Annotated in this window: 13 protein-coding genes and 2 pseudogenes; 12 read left to right on the top strand and 3 right to left on the bottom strand. The window is 53.6% G+C overall.

The annotated features are described in order from the left end of the window. Window positions 1-384 precede the first annotated feature (384 nt). The 4 genes and pseudogenes from ACV22Z_RS00835 to ACV22Z_RS00820 all read left to right on the top strand — a co-directional run bounded on the left by ACV22Z_RS00835 (window position 385) and on the right by ACV22Z_RS00820 (window position 5,764). The gene (locus ACV22Z_RS00835) at window positions 385-3,216 is read left to right on the top strand and encodes an integrase catalytic domain-containing protein (RefSeq protein ID WP_448074428.1); all 2,832 of its coding nucleotides are present in this window, start codon (window positions 385-387) and stop codon (window positions 3,214-3,216) included. A 23-nt stretch (window positions 3,217-3,239) separates the two neighbouring features. Beyond that, window positions 3,240-4,463 (top strand): AAA family ATPase, encoded by a 1,224-nt coding sequence (locus ACV22Z_RS00830; RefSeq protein ID WP_448074427.1) that lies wholly within the window; start codon window positions 3,240-3,242, stop codon window positions 4,461-4,463. Beyond that, window positions 4,460-4,867 (top strand): annotated as a pseudogene (locus ACV22Z_RS00825) (TniQ family protein); the annotation flags it as partial. The gene ACV22Z_RS00830 and the pseudogene ACV22Z_RS00825, both read left to right, overlap by 4 nt. 150 nt (window positions 4,868-5,017) lie before the next feature. Then, window positions 5,018-5,764: a hypothetical protein gene (locus ACV22Z_RS00820; RefSeq protein ID WP_448075173.1), complete on the top strand. Its 747-nt coding sequence runs from the start codon at window positions 5,018-5,020 to the stop codon at window positions 5,762-5,764. Window positions 5,765-5,766: 2 nt separating this feature from the next. Here the strand turns inward: ACV22Z_RS00820 and ACV22Z_RS00815 are convergent, their stop codons facing one another. Beyond that, window positions 5,767-6,543, bottom strand: coding sequence for a metallophosphoesterase (locus tag ACV22Z_RS00815; RefSeq protein WP_448074426.1), 777 nt, complete (start codon window positions 6,541-6,543; stop codon window positions 5,767-5,769). A gap of 112 nt (window positions 6,544-6,655) precedes the next feature. Between ACV22Z_RS00815 and ACV22Z_RS00810 the strand changes: the two genes are divergently transcribed. From ACV22Z_RS00810 to ACV22Z_RS00790, 5 genes and pseudogenes are all read left to right on the top strand, one after another. After that, window positions 6,656-7,900, top strand: coding sequence for a TniQ family protein (locus ACV22Z_RS00810; protein WP_448074425.1), 1,245 nt, complete (start codon window positions 6,656-6,658; stop codon window positions 7,898-7,900). A gap of 746 nt (window positions 7,901-8,646) precedes the next feature. Then, a pseudogene (locus ACV22Z_RS00805) lies at window positions 8,647-9,066 on the top strand (TniQ family protein); the annotation flags it as partial. 117 nt (window positions 9,067-9,183) lie between these two features. Beyond that, entirely contained in the window at window positions 9,184-9,918 is a 735-nt protein-coding gene (locus ACV22Z_RS00800; protein ID WP_448075172.1) for a hypothetical protein, read from the top strand. A gap of 1,143 nt (window positions 9,919-11,061) precedes the next feature. Further along, window positions 11,062-11,352 (top strand): hypothetical protein, encoded by a 291-nt coding sequence (locus tag ACV22Z_RS00795; RefSeq protein ID WP_448074424.1) that lies wholly within the window; start codon window positions 11,062-11,064, stop codon window positions 11,350-11,352. Window positions 11,353-11,636: 284 nt separating this feature from the next. Next, the gene (locus ACV22Z_RS00790; RefSeq protein WP_448074423.1) at window positions 11,637-11,840 is read left to right on the top strand and encodes a BPSL0761 family protein; all 204 of its coding nucleotides are present in this window, start codon (window positions 11,637-11,639) and stop codon (window positions 11,838-11,840) included. A gap of 1,111 nt (window positions 11,841-12,951) precedes the next feature. Here the strand turns inward: ACV22Z_RS00790 and ACV22Z_RS00785 are convergent. Next, window positions 12,952-13,446, bottom strand: a complete 495-nt coding sequence (locus ACV22Z_RS00785; RefSeq protein WP_448074422.1) for a DUF4357 domain-containing protein — start codon at window positions 13,444-13,446, stop codon at window positions 12,952-12,954. On the opposite strand from ACV22Z_RS00785, the gene ACV22Z_RS00780 reads away from it, so the two are divergent. The 3 genes from ACV22Z_RS00780 (at window position 13,445) to ACV22Z_RS00770 (ending at window position 15,663) form a co-directional block, all read left to right on the top strand. Next, window positions 13,445-14,128: a hypothetical protein gene (locus ACV22Z_RS00780; protein WP_448074421.1), complete on the top strand. Its 684-nt coding sequence runs from the start codon at window positions 13,445-13,447 to the stop codon at window positions 14,126-14,128. The two genes, ACV22Z_RS00785 and ACV22Z_RS00780, sit on opposite strands and share 2 nt — an antisense overlap. A 141-nt stretch (window positions 14,129-14,269) precedes the next feature. After that, window positions 14,270-14,605, top strand: coding sequence for an H-NS histone family protein (locus tag ACV22Z_RS00775; RefSeq protein ID WP_448074420.1), 336 nt, complete (start codon window positions 14,270-14,272; stop codon window positions 14,603-14,605). Window positions 14,606-14,607: 2 nt separating this feature from the next. Continuing rightward, window positions 14,608-15,663, top strand: a complete 1,056-nt coding sequence (locus tag ACV22Z_RS00770; RefSeq protein WP_448074419.1) for a hypothetical protein — start codon at window positions 14,608-14,610, stop codon at window positions 15,661-15,663. Between the two features lie 111 nt (window positions 15,664-15,774). On the opposite strand, the gene ACV22Z_RS00765 is transcribed toward ACV22Z_RS00770, so the two are convergent. Next, on the bottom strand, window positions 15,775-16,530 hold the full coding sequence (locus tag ACV22Z_RS00765) for a hypothetical protein (protein ID WP_448074418.1): 756 nt from the start codon (window positions 16,528-16,530) through the stop codon (window positions 15,775-15,777). Between the last annotated feature and the right edge of the window lie 29 nt (window positions 16,531-16,559).

Below are 16,559 nucleotides of genomic sequence, written 5' to 3'. Positions count from 1 at the left end.
AAGTGAAGATTTTTTTCTGAAATTTTATCAATTAGTAAAAAGCGGAAATTTTTTCAAAAGAATGGTGGCGTTGGTGGTAAGTGGGATCCGACCTGTATGGTGCTATTTGTTGTCTGGGAATTCTCCCCTTGTCTCTCGGGGCTCTATCATCAGTTGAGGTATTCGGTGATGCTTGTAAAGTATAGTGTACTGGTGCAGGAGATGTCCCTTGCGGATGAGAAGTCGACGAGGAGAAAGGCGAGGCGGAATACCGAGAAGTGGTATGTGAATGCATGCAAAGGAATTACTGTCGGAGCGCGATTCCGGTGACAGTGGACGTTCAGTCGAAGAAAACGTAATGACGCAACGTTGCTCGATGTGTCTCGATCGCGGAGGGGGAACCAAATGTTGACGTTGGAAGAGCTTGAAGCCATCTTCCGTGTGACCGGCGTGACCGATGCGGGACGTAAGCTCGTCCTCAGTGCGCGCGTTGAGGATCCATCTGGCCCCGACAAGGATCGCGTTAAAGGGAAGATGGCAGGAGAATTCTATTTTAGAAAAACGGAACGGATGATTTATTGTCCGGACGCAGAAAAATTGTTCCCGGTGCTGATGGAGCTCGATTCTCGTGACTCCCTTTGCTGCGAGGTTTGGCAGTGGGTGAAGCCAATCGGGATCACGCATAAGGGATCCCGTGATGCTAGAAATCATCGGGCCACATTTACGCCATTCTTACTGGATATTCGGCGTGACAAAATTCAATTTGTAGACTTTATTCCGTTGGGCAAGCTCCAGGGAGCGGTAAAGCGTGGATCTGATAGGTATCAGTTCGATCCCGAGCGCAGCATCTGGACGTCGCCACCGACGGAAGCGGCCCTAGCTAGGTTCGGCTTTGGATACCGCATCTGCACCAAAGGTCAGTTCGGCGACGATTGGTACGCGAACGCCTTGTACCTCCACGAATATCTCTCCGGGAAATATGAGCTTAAAGACCGAGTCGCGGCAAACAAGCTATTGGAGGCGCTTCGCACCGGATTCCGATTCCTTCCGATAAAGGAGGTAATTCAAACAGGCCTTTTAGGTCGTAGCGATCTGAATAAACTGATTGTGGACCAAGAAGTCTGGTTTCCGGTGCAAACTTGGAGTCTCGCTGACCCTAACGCTTACATTTTCGCAGATGAAGACGCATATAAAGAATTCATGGCCCAACGTCAACGAGAGAATGCTGTCCTCGGGCGCGACGAAAATTCAGCTGCGATCGGGGTGCGATTCATCTGGCATAGGCAAAGCGGATGGGCAATTTATGGGGAAGAAGATGGATTCTGGAAGGTGCGGTGCGGGAAACAGTTGGAGAAAATCGAGAAAGCCGCATTTGTGCTGAAAGTACATAAGGGCGAAATCATCTTCGAAGGCGCCGACGTAGATCCACGTAGACGTAATACACAGGAAGCTGTCGACTTTGCGAAGTGGAAAATTGATGTTCTCGAAGGCAGGGAGCCCGCTAAGTGGAAGACTGGAGTCCGACGCGAAGGCAGGGAGATCACTGCATTGACGCTCTCGGTCTGGTCGAAGCAGTATAACGACGCAAAGCTGAAGTATCCAGAATACCCGGTGCTCGGCATGATTCCCCTGTGGAGAGATCGTGGAGGGCATAATGCATCTGATCCGGAGTTGCAGGAGATTTGGGATGACGTTTATAAGAGACGCGTACTTGGGAAGCGCTGGAACATTGTAATAATGCACGAGGAATTTTGCGTCGTCGCAGAGGAACGCGGGCTGGATCCGTGGAGCTACGAGACATCGCGCGTGCATTGGCGGGAAGCGAAGAACAGCGTGTTCCTCGAAAATATGTATGGTCGGACAGTTCGATATAAATATGCTGGGCATGTTAATCCAATAAATAGGAATAAGCTATACAGTTTCAGCAAGCCATATATCTTGGCACACGCGGACCATACTCCGCTATCAATTCGCCTCAAGAACTCTGCAACCGGTAGGCGAATTTATCAGACTCTTTGGCTTTCTTATTTGATTGATAATGCGACAGGAGAAAAGCTGGCATATGTCCTCTGCTTTTGGCCGCCTAGTGCTAGAACAATCTCCTTGCTCCTATTTGCATGTCTCGACCGGCATAAGTTCCTTCCAGCACTTATCGTAGTCGACAATGGCCCGGAGTTTCACTCGATTGTGACTCATAACATCGTCAAAGAGGCAGGGTGCAACATTGTATGGCGACCGCCGTATGAGCCGCGCTACGGCGGTGCCGTTGAGTCTGCGAATCGACAGACTGAGTTGCGAAATTTGCGGGCGCTGGTCGGTCAAACCGTAACGGTTAAAAACATTGAGATATACGAACGAGCATTTAAGAGTTCGAATCCAGAGCTTTTGACGCTGACACAGTTGATGGGGCTTCTGGATGCGGCCTTCTATGAATGGGAGTTCGAGAGCAGGTCAGCGCACTCTGGGGAACTGACGATGTCCGAGCATATCGAACATCTCCTTGAGGGGGAGGTCGACAAGGACGGCGTGCCCGCATACCGAACTCGACTGGAGATGACCGAGGACGTCCGGCGCATTTGCATGCCATACGATTCAAGGGGCACGACACGCCAGGTACAGCCGGGTGGATATATTGAATATCGCAATCTTCCCTACTATGACAACTCCCTCAAGGCGCTAGTGGGAAAATATGTTGAGTTCAAACCAGATCTTATTGACCCCGCGCGCGTGTACATCTACTGCAAGGCTAGTAAGGGCGCCCGTTGGATTACCGGACTATGTCAAAAGATGTTGGAGTTTTCTCACTATTCATGGCGCGAGCTTGATGGGATCGTTGCGGAGATGCGGCTGGACGGTACATTTCGACGTCGCTCTGATTCCCGCACCATTTATCGTAAGTTGATTGAACGTTTGCGTCACGGAAAGTTGACCGATAAGCAACTCGATGTTGACGCCGGCAAAGCAGAAACCGTCAGCAACATGCGAAGCCGCAGTGGCTTCGGATATATGGCACGCGGTGCTAACGCTGGGTCACAGGAATCGCGTGACGATGGGGTATCCGCTGCGAAGTCAGCTGTCGCGAAAGCCGACACCGCTCAAAGCGACGAGTCCAACACTTCTGGAGCACGTCCTCAAGATGAAGGCCGTCCTTCCGGGAAACAAGGGGCCAGCCCTCCGCAGTCGGGTCGCGACGATGACCGAGACGATGATGGTTGGGACGAGCTGGATTTTTTCTAATTCGCGAAGCCACGGAGACGAACGTGCCCGATTTCGAAAGTATGTACGACAAATACGTATGGGTTGCCGATGATGTCCATCGGAAGACGCGTGAACTTCGTTACGGCATCGTTGATCATGTTGTATTTCACGATGTAGTGCAACAGGTCCTCGATGCTCTCCAAAGCGAGAATGCAGATCAAATCATTGTTGTTATGGGGCCAGCACGTATCGGGAAAACCACGCTGCGCCGGAGTATAGTCGGATTGCTTGAAGCGCGCGCGAGGAGAATTGGTGAAAATCGTGGCTCCTTTAGCTTCTCAGTCCCGGAGCCAAATGGTAAGGGCCAAATGAATTGGTATCTGGGCGCGACAAGAGCTCTCAGGGACGCGAAGGAGCCTTTGATAGACGCGAAGGTCGTCTATGAAGACATCACGAAAGGCGCCGTCAAACGGAGGCGCCCTGCGTCGGTCGAATACGATGAGCGTGCCAGGCTAGGCGCGTTGGTTACGAATATGCGTGAGGAGAATGCCCCGCTTATAATCGATGAGGTTAGCGCGCTACCTTCAATATTGAGTGTTAAGCAGCAAAACAGAGCCGCGCATGGTCTCAAGGACATTAGCGAGGATAGTGGCCAACCGATAGTCATAATCGGGACGGGAGATATTCTGAATATCATGGAATTGAGTTTGCAGTTTGAGCTTCGAACTCGCTTGATACCATTCGAAGCCTACGTTAAAGAGGAAAAATCTGCGTCAGAGAACCGGCAAGATTCAGGTATTCCTGCTCGGTTGAACGGCATTCGCGGGTTCCGTTCGACACTCAGGATGACGGAGAAGATATTGGGTGAGGAATTCTGTGTTCCGGGGGCGTTGACGTCGCATACCGAGGAGATCGTCACTAGCATAGACGGAAGAAGCGGGGTGCTATTTGCGACTGTGAATATGTTGCTTGCAGACAGCTCACGGCGCGGTCCCATCACGTGGGAGATGTTTGATCTCGTTTTGGCAAAGATGGTCAGACCTAGTACCTTGGAAAGGGCGGTAGCTGAGCGCCTGGAGGTGGACGAACAAATTGCTGCGGCCAAGAAATTACTCGCAGAGGCCGAAGGACGTCATCGTCACGTAGAAGCTCAAGCGGCAACGAAGGAAAGTGCTCCCCATATCCAAAAGGACGCAGTCGATAATCCTTTAGATCAGTCGGAGAGTTCGAAGGTCAGAGATCCGTTTAAGAGAAAGATTCGGAACGACGTGCGGGAGAGCTCATGAATGCATTCAAGTCATTACCCCCCCGGGGGCTAGGTAGCGGATCACTGGAATGTCTGACCAGCCTCGTGAAGCGTACCGCCGAGCGAGCATCCGTGACGACCGGTGATTTCTTGAACGCGATTTGGACTGAGCGATGGGCTCCTTCAAATTTACAAGTCCTTGCGCGTACGGATGGATTCAATGTCCCGACTCAGGAGCTAGTGTATGCGTTCGATTCGGCGATGGACAGGAAGAATTCATCGAGCCTGACGCTGCTCCCCATCAAGGAGTTCACGAGCGAGCAACAGCTAATTTGCGGGTGTCTACGATGGTGCCCCCTCTGTTTGATCGACATGCTAAAAAACCGTGGGATATGGGAGCCGTTGGTTTGGCGAATTCAATGTTACACGGCTTGCCACGTGCACGGAGTGCGACTTCTCACGAGTTGCCCGAGCTGCCATCGAGCGACGGTTCCCCCGATCGGTGCGTATTCGCGGGTAGGATGCTGTTCTTGGTGCGGAGCCTGGCTGGGTAAAGAAAGTGAGTCGAAGCTGGAGGACGCGACCGCGACTGAGATGGCACGTGGCGAACAGATATGTAGACTCGTCATATCTTTACCGGAAATCAGTAGAACGCGGGCCAGTGCCGCCGAGATCGTCGGTCACCTGATCCGTCCGGAGGTCGTGCGGGAAAGGGATGTTGCTGTGTTGCTCGCCGTTGGTTATCGAACAATCAGGAATTGGAAATACGGGTCTAATCTTCCAAAGTTAGAGCATTACCTGCGACTGGCAGAGGTGTTCTCAAAGGACCTCGATGAAGTCGTCTTGCGCAAGGGGGAAACACTGGCCGCGCTTCGCCCAGTAACGAGACTTGTCTACCGAAAGAGGCTTTCCGACGAGGGAGCTGTAGAGAAGCGATGGCGTGCCGCTTTGAGGAAGCTGAGCGTCATCAGTATCCGAGCCGTTGCAATTGAGGCAAAGACGTCGATAACTTACGTCCGAACACATCTTCCGCATCTTTTGCTGGAGGCCCGTGAGGCGCGCGCGATCCAAGAACGAGAAAGGATAGGGAAAAGATCTGAGCGGGATCGGTCAAGGGTTCGCCTCATCTTCTGGGAACTGATCGCCGAGAATATCTACCCGTCCTACCGGAGAATTGGTGAAAGATTTGGAAGGCGGATTACAAAAGGATGGGCCACTGAGGTGATACGTGCCCAATGGGAGAAAGTTGAGTGCATGCCACGCTCTCCTTTTCGTCGTCTCGCTTTCACGTATCCTTGGCAGAGAGTGGGAAAACGCAATTCGAGAAGTCATCCCCAGTAACTTCATATTCTAAATCTAGCAGATGGATTGTACTCTGGGTTGCAGAAAATCATCCCTTCGGGGGCAGTTGATGAGTGACCCCGTACGCCTCCAGAAGGGTTTGCAAGTATCCTGCATCCAGCGATGTCATAGGAAACTCGGCAATGCACGTGTCCGTGTACCCAGATGTCTGCGCGAGAGACAAGACGTGAAAGGTCGCTGGCGTAAGATCCTGCAGCAGGGGTATTGAGATATCGCGCTGGCAACGAGAACGGATGCGGCGCGTGATGCGTCACCACAATAGTTTTCCCCGAGAACGGATCCGAAAGCTTCGACTCAAGCCAGCGTGCCGACGCTCGATGCTCCAACAATTCATCTCGCGCCGTAAAGTAGCGACCGTCCGAGCGATAGAACGTAGAGGCCCGCGAAGTTGCTTGCTCGAAATCCGATTTTCGCCTGCCGGCGAGCTTGTAGTCGGTCCACAAGCAACAGCCGAGAAAGCGGACGCCTTCATAAATCCATTCGCCTCGCTCAAGGTAGTGGACGTTCGTATCGGTGCAAGATTGTCTGAGGTCCCTCACGGCATCCTCATAGACCGAACCATGCAGGTCATGGTTGCCGTGCACGTAAACCACCTGCCCGTCCCACAGCGAGCATATATCTTTGATCTCCGAGAGCAGGTGAATATCGCCCGCTAGAATCAAGACGTCAGCGCCGATATTATTCACATGTCGCGTCAGGCCCCTCTCGACTCCCGGTCGATCCATGTGAAGATCTGATGCAAACTGAATGATCTTCATTTAGTTAGATGCGGCTAGTGAGATGCATGGGTAACTTCTACTCTGAAAAATAGAACCTCCCTCCCAGGAACATGTTATATATAGTTAGCAGTGCGGTATAGTGGAGAGTGCCATGATCAATCAACTGGGTTCGTGTGGTGGGATCGAGAGTCTGGGGAGTCTTTCGATGAGATTGGCGGATTCCATGTCAGTCGCGGTCATTGAACTGTATGCTGACATCCTCGTTCCCTTCATGTATCAGAATGCTCGCCCTCCACGGCGAGTTTACTTGCCTTGCCGCGACAAGATCGATGGAATGGGCGGAGCCGCGCAGGCATGGTCTGCCGCATTAGGTAAGTACCTTGGGTGTTCCGATTTTCGCCGTGCCACATTGTTGCCTTGGGGAGGTATCCTTTCTGCCCAGAGACTATTGAAAGCTCATCGAGCTTGGTGTCCTGATTGCTTTCGAGAAATGTCGGGACGCGGCGAACCCGTGCACGAATTATTGGCATGGCGTCTAAGAGAGATGGGAGGATGTCCTGTACATCGCGCCCCACTCGTTGGGCGTTGTCCACATTGCGGCCGGGATCGTCAGCCGTATATCTCCGAATTTGGTAAGGCCGGACGTTGCCACGAATGCGGCGGTGAACTGTGGAGATCGGGGGCCCGTCCTGAGTCTCCTCAGGTGGCTGAGGTGGTGCTGCGCCGTGCGCGTTTGATTGCCGACATTCTGCAGCTCGGTGTTCGCGGGGGATGCCCGCCGGATTGTTCCTCGGGACTATTGATCCGAAATCTAAGGGAGGCATATTTTAAAGGCTCCAAAGTGGCGATGGCTCGAATCGCGCGAACAACCGTCGACGACCTCGAACGGGCCGAGCGAAACGCAGACCGCGTTTCGCTAAGCATGCTGCTTAATATTGCAATCTCTTGTAATCTCTCCGCCCGGCAGTTGTTTGGCGTCGACGGAGATGTACCTTGCTGCGATACTGTCCTCGATACACGTAGTGGCCGGGCTACGCAGCAGGAAGATCCCGGCGCTTCGGTTCCAGACGACGCTCCCACGAGCAAGGATGCCATGTCGGATGGGTTGAAATCGCTTTCCTTCGCTCGGCGTACGTGCCGACAACAAGCAGAGCTGGTTGACAGCGACCTGGCTCAGTCAACAGCGGGAAGCCGTAATGCCTTTGAAGCCGCGCTCGAGAGGTATCTGACCGGGTGCCAAAAGGGAGGCGCTCTTCCGACAATTGCAGGAATCCAGGAAGTCTTTGGAGGCAGTTGCATCTCGGACACTTGGAGGCGTTCAATCCTTGAGCGCAAGCTCAGCATTATGTTTGGCCATCGAGTCTTGCTTTCAATCCTCTACGGAACGCAGGCGTAACAATGCTATCGTAGCTTGCCAAGGTTAGTTCTTGTCGTAACAAAACTTGCTTCAACGGTTAATCCCCTGGATCGCCCCCCCCGGCTTCTCGGGGTGTCGACGAATCTGATCATAGTCTATGTAGTCGAGGTACTCGAGGACCTCACGACCATCTGGCTCGTCTTCATCCCATTCGACTGGCTGATGACTTTGCGCAATCACCGACGCGGCCCAGATGTCTTCGTGTAGTTACGCGTCGAATCGATATCCCGAGAGTGTCAGTCTGTCGTCTAACGCCCACAGAACCAAAATGCGGCCGAAGTCGCTTGGCTGAACAATGTCGAGAGCAGGTCAACACAGCCACACTCCCTTCGCCAGAAGCAAGCATTCGAAGGCCGTTCTGTCAGCGCGACGGCGGACTTGTGTGGTGACGCCCCTATCACCAGCCAGTACCAGAACATCTGCGTTGGTTGGGTCAACGATTGATTGTGGACACTTCTTACCCCGCCTTGTCTCGAGATGCAGGTCAGATGCTATCTGGATTACCATTTCAGTCTTCATAAATTAACATAGGAATCCTATTTAGCTCACGGTGGCTAAAGTAAAAATTTTCGCGTTTGTGCACGACGGATTAAACTCTATCATTAGCGTACTATAAAACGTGATGTTGTCAAGCATCGAATTGAGCCCGTAGCTTTGACACACGTCTTGATTTCTCAAATTCATCGCATATCATGTTTTATAGTACATACGGTGGGAGGTAGGGTATGAACTTTTCTCCCCAAGGGGTGAGTGGAGGGCGAGTGGAACAACTCAGTAGCTTTGCACTTCGCTGCGCAGAGCGACACTCGGTCTGCTTCATCGACTTCTACCGATCTATGGTCGTACCTCTTTTCTTCGAGGGACAGGTATTACCACAACGCGTCACCATCAAAAAGGGATCGATCATTGACGGTACGCTCAGGGCGGCCGAGGAGTGGGCGAATGCGCTGAATCGGCTTACTCGCCGCGGCGACCTTCGTAAGTGCACGTTGCTACCTTGGCGCGACGTTCTTGCACCTCGAGGATTGGCTCGGGATTCTCGCGCGTGGTGTCCTCTATGCCTCGAGGAGATGAGGCGGCAGGAGGGAATTGTCTATGAACCGCTCGTATGGCGGTTACGCGAGGTCGATGTTTGTGCCGGTCACGGCGTACGACTCACTAGCAATTGCCCGGTGTGCGGTAGAGGTCGGCAACACACATTTTCCGCGACGGCGCGCGTTGGATGTTGCCGGTACTGTGGTGCGTGGATGGGGCGTGAGGACGTGGACGATGCCGAACGGAACGTTGGTGAGATGGAGACGTTCGCCGCCAAATTCTGTGAGCAGATGCTGACGCTTTCGTGCGCACTTGACGAGTCTCAACTCTTGCCGTCGAATCTGGCGGTGCAGGCTTTGCGAGATGTTTTCTTCGGTGGCCGCGGCAGCGTGATGGCCAAGGCGATAGGACATGGCCCGAGACAAGTGAACCGGTATTTGGAGGGGGCGGCGCCGGCTCCACTGAACCTGTTTCTTCGCGCCGCTTGCGTCACGGGCGCGACCGCCGAACAGATTTTTGCGACCGCCCAATTCGATTGTGAAACGGCTCTGGAGGAGGCCGAGTTCGACCTCTACCGGGCAAGGCATCGGCGAAGACTAGGATATGAGGAGCTTCGACGAGCGCTTGAGGCAGCCTTCGCTGAGCCTTCAGGTGCTTCCGTTCGCAGTGTAGCTGTCCGTTTGGGTGTCGACCCGGCCGTGATTTGGCGCCGCGAACCGGCGCTGGCATCGAGGCTGTCGCTAGCCTATGCGGTGCATGTGGCCGAGGAATCTCGAAAGAAAAAGGCAGCGTTTGAGCGTTCTGTTCTCGAGCTGGCTGAGCAGTTTAGGGCACTCGGAACACGACCAAGCCTAGATGAAATGAAGGAAGCACTTGGCAGCAGTGCGTGTTTTCTCAATCCGTGGAAGCGTCAAGTGGTAGCGCGTACGCTGTATGCGCTATTCGGCAACCGCGCTAACTAACCGAGAAACAGACGTCAATACCGGACTTGGTAAATGATCTTGCTGCGAACGCACGTGCTTGAGCAATGTGTGAGCCCGTGGAATTGTCGTCAAGAAAATCGATCTGAGGAACAGTGATGCCTATCTTCAGGACTAGCTCGGTCGCGGATGAACCAGAGATTTTCCTTGAGCGATGGTCTGTTCGCAAGACCGACCAAGGCGCTCTCCACCTTGTCGGGTTCGACATTGCCTCACAGCATGGTCGCGTAAGCACTGAAGTCACATGCCTTGATTCCGTGCTACGGACCGCCTTAACGGCAAGTGGACGCCGATACCAACTTATCGGAGCGGGTGGGTATGACGCTGACGCGGAATACGTATGGAATTGGGTGACGAGGGTCAGGCAAATTGCTACGTGGACGGATGTGACGGCGGAACTTGTTCCCGGCAGTCCGGGGAGAAAGTGTCTGCCTTAACGGCTTTCGCAGTCGTGCGCGTGGACTTCTGCGTCACTTCCCGGAGCCACTTCACCTCGACCTGTCAGCGTGTGCGCCAGCTAAGGTGAATTTCCAGCCACCGCAGCTCCAGCACCGCGTGATTGATAACACGATGAGCGTCCGAGCGAGACTCCGAGAGTTGCGCAGCAGTTCCGACCGGTCCTGGGTCATTTGCCGACACATCCGGCAGACGGGATCTCGCGATTGGCTCGCCATCGATGTCAGGGCACTTGGAGTTCCGCTGGAATACGAGCGCCGATTTTTGCTGACTAATCCGCAAGAGGGCTTGGGCGCAACGGAAATGCGGAGGGAGTTTGAACTATGGCTTGCAAACAACGCCGCGTGAGCGTGGCTGATCGGTCAAGGTCTCCATCGAAGCAAACTGTGGAAGCTGGACATGTGGCGCGACACGCCAATGCGAACATCAGCCCTGCTGTGGACGTGGCTCTACGCTGCATGGCACAACATATGAGCAATTTGCCACCGAGACATATTGTCGATCTCCTGACCAGCCCGAGCTGGGAAGTCGGCCACATGATTCAGTCGGCGTTTCTCGAGGCTGTATACCAAAGCAAGACTGGCTTCTTACAAGACGTGCGGAGTCAACGCGGGCGTCAGATCGAGCGGCGGAAGGATCTTGGCAAGGAGTCGTCGGGAGGGAGTGGAGATGAAGGTCGGTGAACTGATAGCGCTGCTGTCAAGCGTAGATCGGGAGGCAATCGTTCTGGTTTATCCACAGTATGCGGATTACGACGACGGTGGCGCACTCAGAGAGGTGCTCGTGCCAGAGGCACCATGGATTCATGAAGCCGGCGATTGTTGGGGCGGCGCATACGAGGCTTTTTACCCTGGCGAGGCAGAGGTGCGTGACAACTCGTACTCCTTGGTGGAGACCAGCTCGGTGTCAGTTGTGTTGCTGGGCGAAAAACTGGGAAATTTCCGTCTGGTAAGGTCATGAAGATCTCGGCCTGGTTGCGCTTGGATAGCGTGTCAAAATGACCTGGGCCAATGAATGATCCTGACGAGTTTGAAGCCAGAGCCTCGCCGTGGCGTCGTCAACTGATTCGCGATGTGATGGTAGTACGCATTTCTGCCACTTTGCTTCGATGGAAGATGGCCTAGAAGTACAGGGTCGTATGACGAGCGTGAACATGTCCGCGTACGGACTAAACAGCGCTGTATCGTGAGCCTGTCGGTTCGACGTCAACTAGCCTGTGCAAACCTCAATTATCGGACGAGAGCATGACTATTCCCATCGAACGTACTCGGGCAGTACTGCGAACACGACAGTTTCTGGAAGAGCTGACATCTGCCACCAGTTCTGCTGATTTGAGCGGCGTTCGCCTGCGAGCGGAGTCATTGCTGAGACATTATCCAACTGTCAGCGACCTATCACTATCGGCCACGGCTCTCCCCCTAATATGGGCTGACCCGCTGGCAAGGTAAATCGATAGGTAGCTTCGCGGGGCTATTCAATCTTTGGCGCAAAATCTGAAGGCCAAATGAAATCGGCTGCAATAGTGGAAAGATCGGATGTGAGCCTTGCCAAGCAGCAGCCAACTACCTACTAGTTAAGCCGAATACGAACTCGCCATGATACAGAAAAGGGGCTGAAGAATCCTGAGTGTAGGGGTTTTTAAGACGCGAGAGTTCGCCTCTATTTGAGTCCAAGGTTAGCCTCCTTTGCAGGGAGAAATGAATGCTTCGGATAACGGTAGAACTATGGCGCGAGGGGCGGGAAAGCCGCAAACGTCTTATCGCGAGCGGCGACATATGTAGGATTCGCTCGGGAGAGTTGGCGGATTACGAGGTGAGCCTGCGAGAAGAACTACTCGGCGATGTCGGTGACACAGCACACGTTTGTAGCTATCCGAGATGGTCCGCCTCGGTGTGGCACTTGGTAGCACGCTGCATCTCTGCCGCGTTAAATGACGGCAAAGAGGAACTCCCGCGCCGCCCGACGCTTCCAGATTTGCGCGTGCAAGTGCGCGATGATGGCGTGCGATATGTGCTGCTAGATGAAACACCAGAGCCTGCACGGACCTTCCTCAGGAACAACCGCGCCGGGTCCGCTATTCCCGGCCACGGCCGCGCATACGCGCATGCCTGGGCAGACTTTTTACTGGGCTAACGTTAATGCCTGATCTGGCTGAACGTCTCGAAGGACACGTAGCTTTCTAGGACGTGTGCGCCGCGGAGGTGTATTCGGCACCGTGGACTGTCGAATGCTGCCATCACGGACAAATTCGTATTCGCAATAGCGGTCGCATCAGTCCAAAAAGTGGAATTTATGCGGCCAATCTATACGAATCGATGACTTGAACCTTCGTTCACTTGAGGGCACTTGAGCCCGGCCTTGCACGGGAAACGGTCGGTGTGTCGGAATTGCCAGCTCGACTACCCGGAACTTCTGGCTGTAAGCGTCTCAACAACCTTCATTCCCGACACGAAATCCGCCGACGCCAGCGATAAAATCGTTGACGTCGACAGGGACGTCGTTATGTCGCTGCGTCACTTGGGGAGCGCACTGATATTGCTAAGCCGCCGCTCGAAGAATTCAAGAAGCGTGGTCGATTTCATTCTTACGCTTAAGTTCATGCAGGGTGATACCGTGCTGGTCCTTCCAGTCCGGCCAGCCGTTGCACGCAGTCCCACAGACAACTGCGGAGGCTCCGCTCGGCGACGTGAACAATACGTCTTGGTCAAATACCAAGACGCCATCATGGATGGAGATTTTCTGCTGCTGTAACAGTTCCTCCCGCAGCCTCGCAAACGAGTGATTTTGAAATCCTTTTCCGATTTCGGCTTTGCCGATTGAGCCGCGCAGCACCACGAATCCTTCGTCGGTGTAGTAGCCTGACGCGGCAGTGTTTGACCGCTTGCAGAACAGCACGGCCTGCGCTTTTTTGACCGACTCGCGGTTGCCGAGCCGCTCAAACAGCGGTACGCCTAACGATGCGACGAGCGTACGGCCGGTATCGAAAATCTCGAGGCAGTCGGCGGCCAGCGGAGCAGGTGCGTGTGGTCTGGTGCCTCCGTTACAGTTGGGCATGGCTGCGACAACGCGTCAGCCTGCACATGCATTTGAGAACCCACTGCTAGCCCTCGATGTAGGGGCTGAAGAAGCGCTGCGTAGCGCGATCGGTGCTGCAACCTTGCTTGGCTCTGAGCGGGTGCGGGCACTGCTCAAGCTGTCTGATGAACAGTCGGGTTACCTGTTCAAGCTCGGCATCTCTCAGGTCATTGGCCTTGCGGACAGGGTAACCTTTGAGGGCACTTCGTCAACTGCACGTGGCACAAGAAGATCCGGCCACACAAAACGACGCGGCAAGTCGGTCGCGTCCGCAGACATGTGCGTCATTGAGGCAGAGGGCCAAATTGTGTCTGAACGGCAATCTCTGGTCACTGACGGTAAATTGCTGCCCGCTGCCCAAATCTGGGCTAGTTTGGGTATGATCCGCCAAGCGCTAAGTAAGGCCGTGGCATCCGGTCGAATCTTCACGGTTGACGTTGGCGCCAGCCAGTACTATCCGGCGTTTTATCTGGTGGGTGATATTGACCGCAAGACGCTAGGAAAGGTCACACAGCGGTTGGGCAGTCTGCCGGGATGGAGCAAATGGCAATTTTTCACGAGCCCGAAGGCTTCACTGGGCAACCGCACCCCGCTGGAAGCCCTGTTGAACGGACAGGCTGAACATGTGGAGCGGGCTGCCGTGGCCTTTGCGGAGCGCTAGGGGTTGCCGTGACAGTAGTTGTTCCCACTTGCCAATTCGAGAAAGCCCGCGCAGGCTGCCGCCACTGCGTCGCTTATAGATCGCCACTGGATTCGACAAGCACGGTTATAGACATCCCATTGTTTTGATGAACTTTCCTCAATGACAAAGACTACGATTCAAGCATTGCAACAGCAGCTCGGCCACGTCAACATGCTACTGGACGATGCCAAGCGGAAAGAGAAAGCGGCCGTGCTCGCGGCGATTCGAGAGCAGGTGAAGGAATACGGGATCACCGAATTGGAGCTCTTGAAGGCTGGTGGCTTTGTTAAAGAAAGTCCAAAAAAGTTGCCTGCCAAGTATTACGATTCTTCGTCCGGAAAATCGTGGTCTGGCCGAGGCGCACTCCCGAAATGGTTAATCGGCAAGGATCTCGACGTGTACCTCATCGATAAACCGATGCAGCAAGCCAAACCTTGGTGGCCCGGAGAGTCTTGAGCATGCAGGACGTGGCTTCGCTAGGTGCCGAGTTTGTTGCCAACGTCGATGAGATAGCGACGGCGTTGATCGAGGGCTTCGCGCTGAAACGTACTGGCGCAGTTGAACATCTCAACAAGCCGCTCTTACGCTGGCTTGACTTCCGTCTCCGATTCATCGACCCACGACCTCGGCAAATTTACTTGTCGGATCGATTTCCTAAGAAACTCGATCCAGTAGCGGAGAAGGCGCTGAGCGAGATCGCTTCCAAAATTGCGACTGGCACTGACATCAATTCGCATCAAGGTGCGGGATTGATTGACTTCGACACCAGTGGGAAGAAACGGGCGACGAGAACGGATCTGCTATGGGCAGAGTGGGGTATCCATCACTTGCATCTTGAGTTGGCCTCCCATCCGAAGCGACAGTACTTTTCGAAGCGGGCGGACTATCTGCTGTTCGCTATGTTCGGTCACGGCTACGCAGCATTCATCGATGTGCTTCCCCACAAAGGGGATGATCTTTTGTTCTGCCGCGAAGAACTGATTAGGGTCGTTGCGAGGAACTGGCCGGAGCTGCTTGAGCCCTTTCGGCTGAAGGCGGTTCTTGCAAACAATGCGGAGTTCAACGACGACCAACGAAATGAGCTGCGACGGTCGGGGATCGACGCACCGCTGATCATCGACGGCAAGGTATATTTCGCACCTGGAGGCGGGGTGACAACTGCCTCAACACCCGGTCGAGTCACCGATTCGATGTTCCGATTGCGGCGGAATCTGCATGGTCTCGCGCAATGCGTGCTCGATCCGAACGGGCAGTTTCTCAAGGCCGTGCCAGAGCACGACCGAAATGAGGCTCATTTCTCACTTGCGCTCTCCCCCCAAGGGCTAATCGTACATGAGCGCGTGACGAATCGTGGATGGACGTTTCCAGACGCCAAGGGGGACCGAACTGATAGTCTATTTGCACTGGTATCGGATTGTTTGACTCCGCCGTGGGTGCGTGAAGCACTAGTAGAGAGCTATCAGACATTACCCATGCTAGATGGCGCTATGCCCACGGACTCTGGGTCGGGATAGTGCCTCGATTCGCCTACTTGGGAAGATGGTGCTCGAGACTGGATCAATGTCGGCCCCAGGGCACCATTTCAATCTCCGGCCTGAACACCCGAAGTAAGTGTCTATTGCTCTTTAAGCAACGGTGTAAAGTGTGTCAAGTGGATGTTCGCCTTCTTTGCTCGCGTTGGCCCACGCAATCAAATGATCAATTGAAATTGACGTTAAATGTCCAAGATTCAAGTCGTAGGCAACCTTCACCGAGTCGGCCTTTGCGATTACCTCCTTCATTGTTGTTGCTCGATGATCCTGCGGCGAACGCGTACGAATCAATCGAGTCATGGCAATTTCACAATATATCCATGGCGATGACGTGGTTCCGTTGCTGCCAACAACCGAATCCAGTGGCGTGATGGAATGTGGAGTGTTCAAAAAAATCACTACCTCGCATTCATCTATCATCTGTGTAAGCGCGATTGTCAGCATCATATGTACATGTGCTGTCGTCTTATTCCTTGTGTTATAGTGGTATGTGCCTGTTTTTTCGTTAAGGCAATAGCCTTTGTCTAACAAGGAAATAAGGTCGTTCCCATAGCCCCAAGCGCATGAATCTACAAAGCAAGTCAGGCCAAATGCCTTGTTTAAAAGGCCGGTCAGCGTGATTGCTAAATGCTCGTCTTCATGTGAGTGCGAAATAAAGATATCCGCTTTCAACGATGGAAACCAGTTCGCTGTCATGCGGGTCGCATTGATGGTTCCATTTGACATTACAAATGATTGCAGCTTCCTGTCAATTTGCGATTTTTGTCTGCTTAATGTGTTTTTTCCTATGACATGCCACTCGTCAAACTTAAATCTGCTGGGTAGGGCCAAATTATAGGCGCGAAACATTTTTCACCTTGAATGTGCAAAAATTGCAG

The organism is Burkholderia sp. PU8-34, from assembly GCF_053427725.1.
Note: the sequence above shows the minus strand (reverse complement) of the source record. Positions and strands in the feature narration are given on the sequence as shown.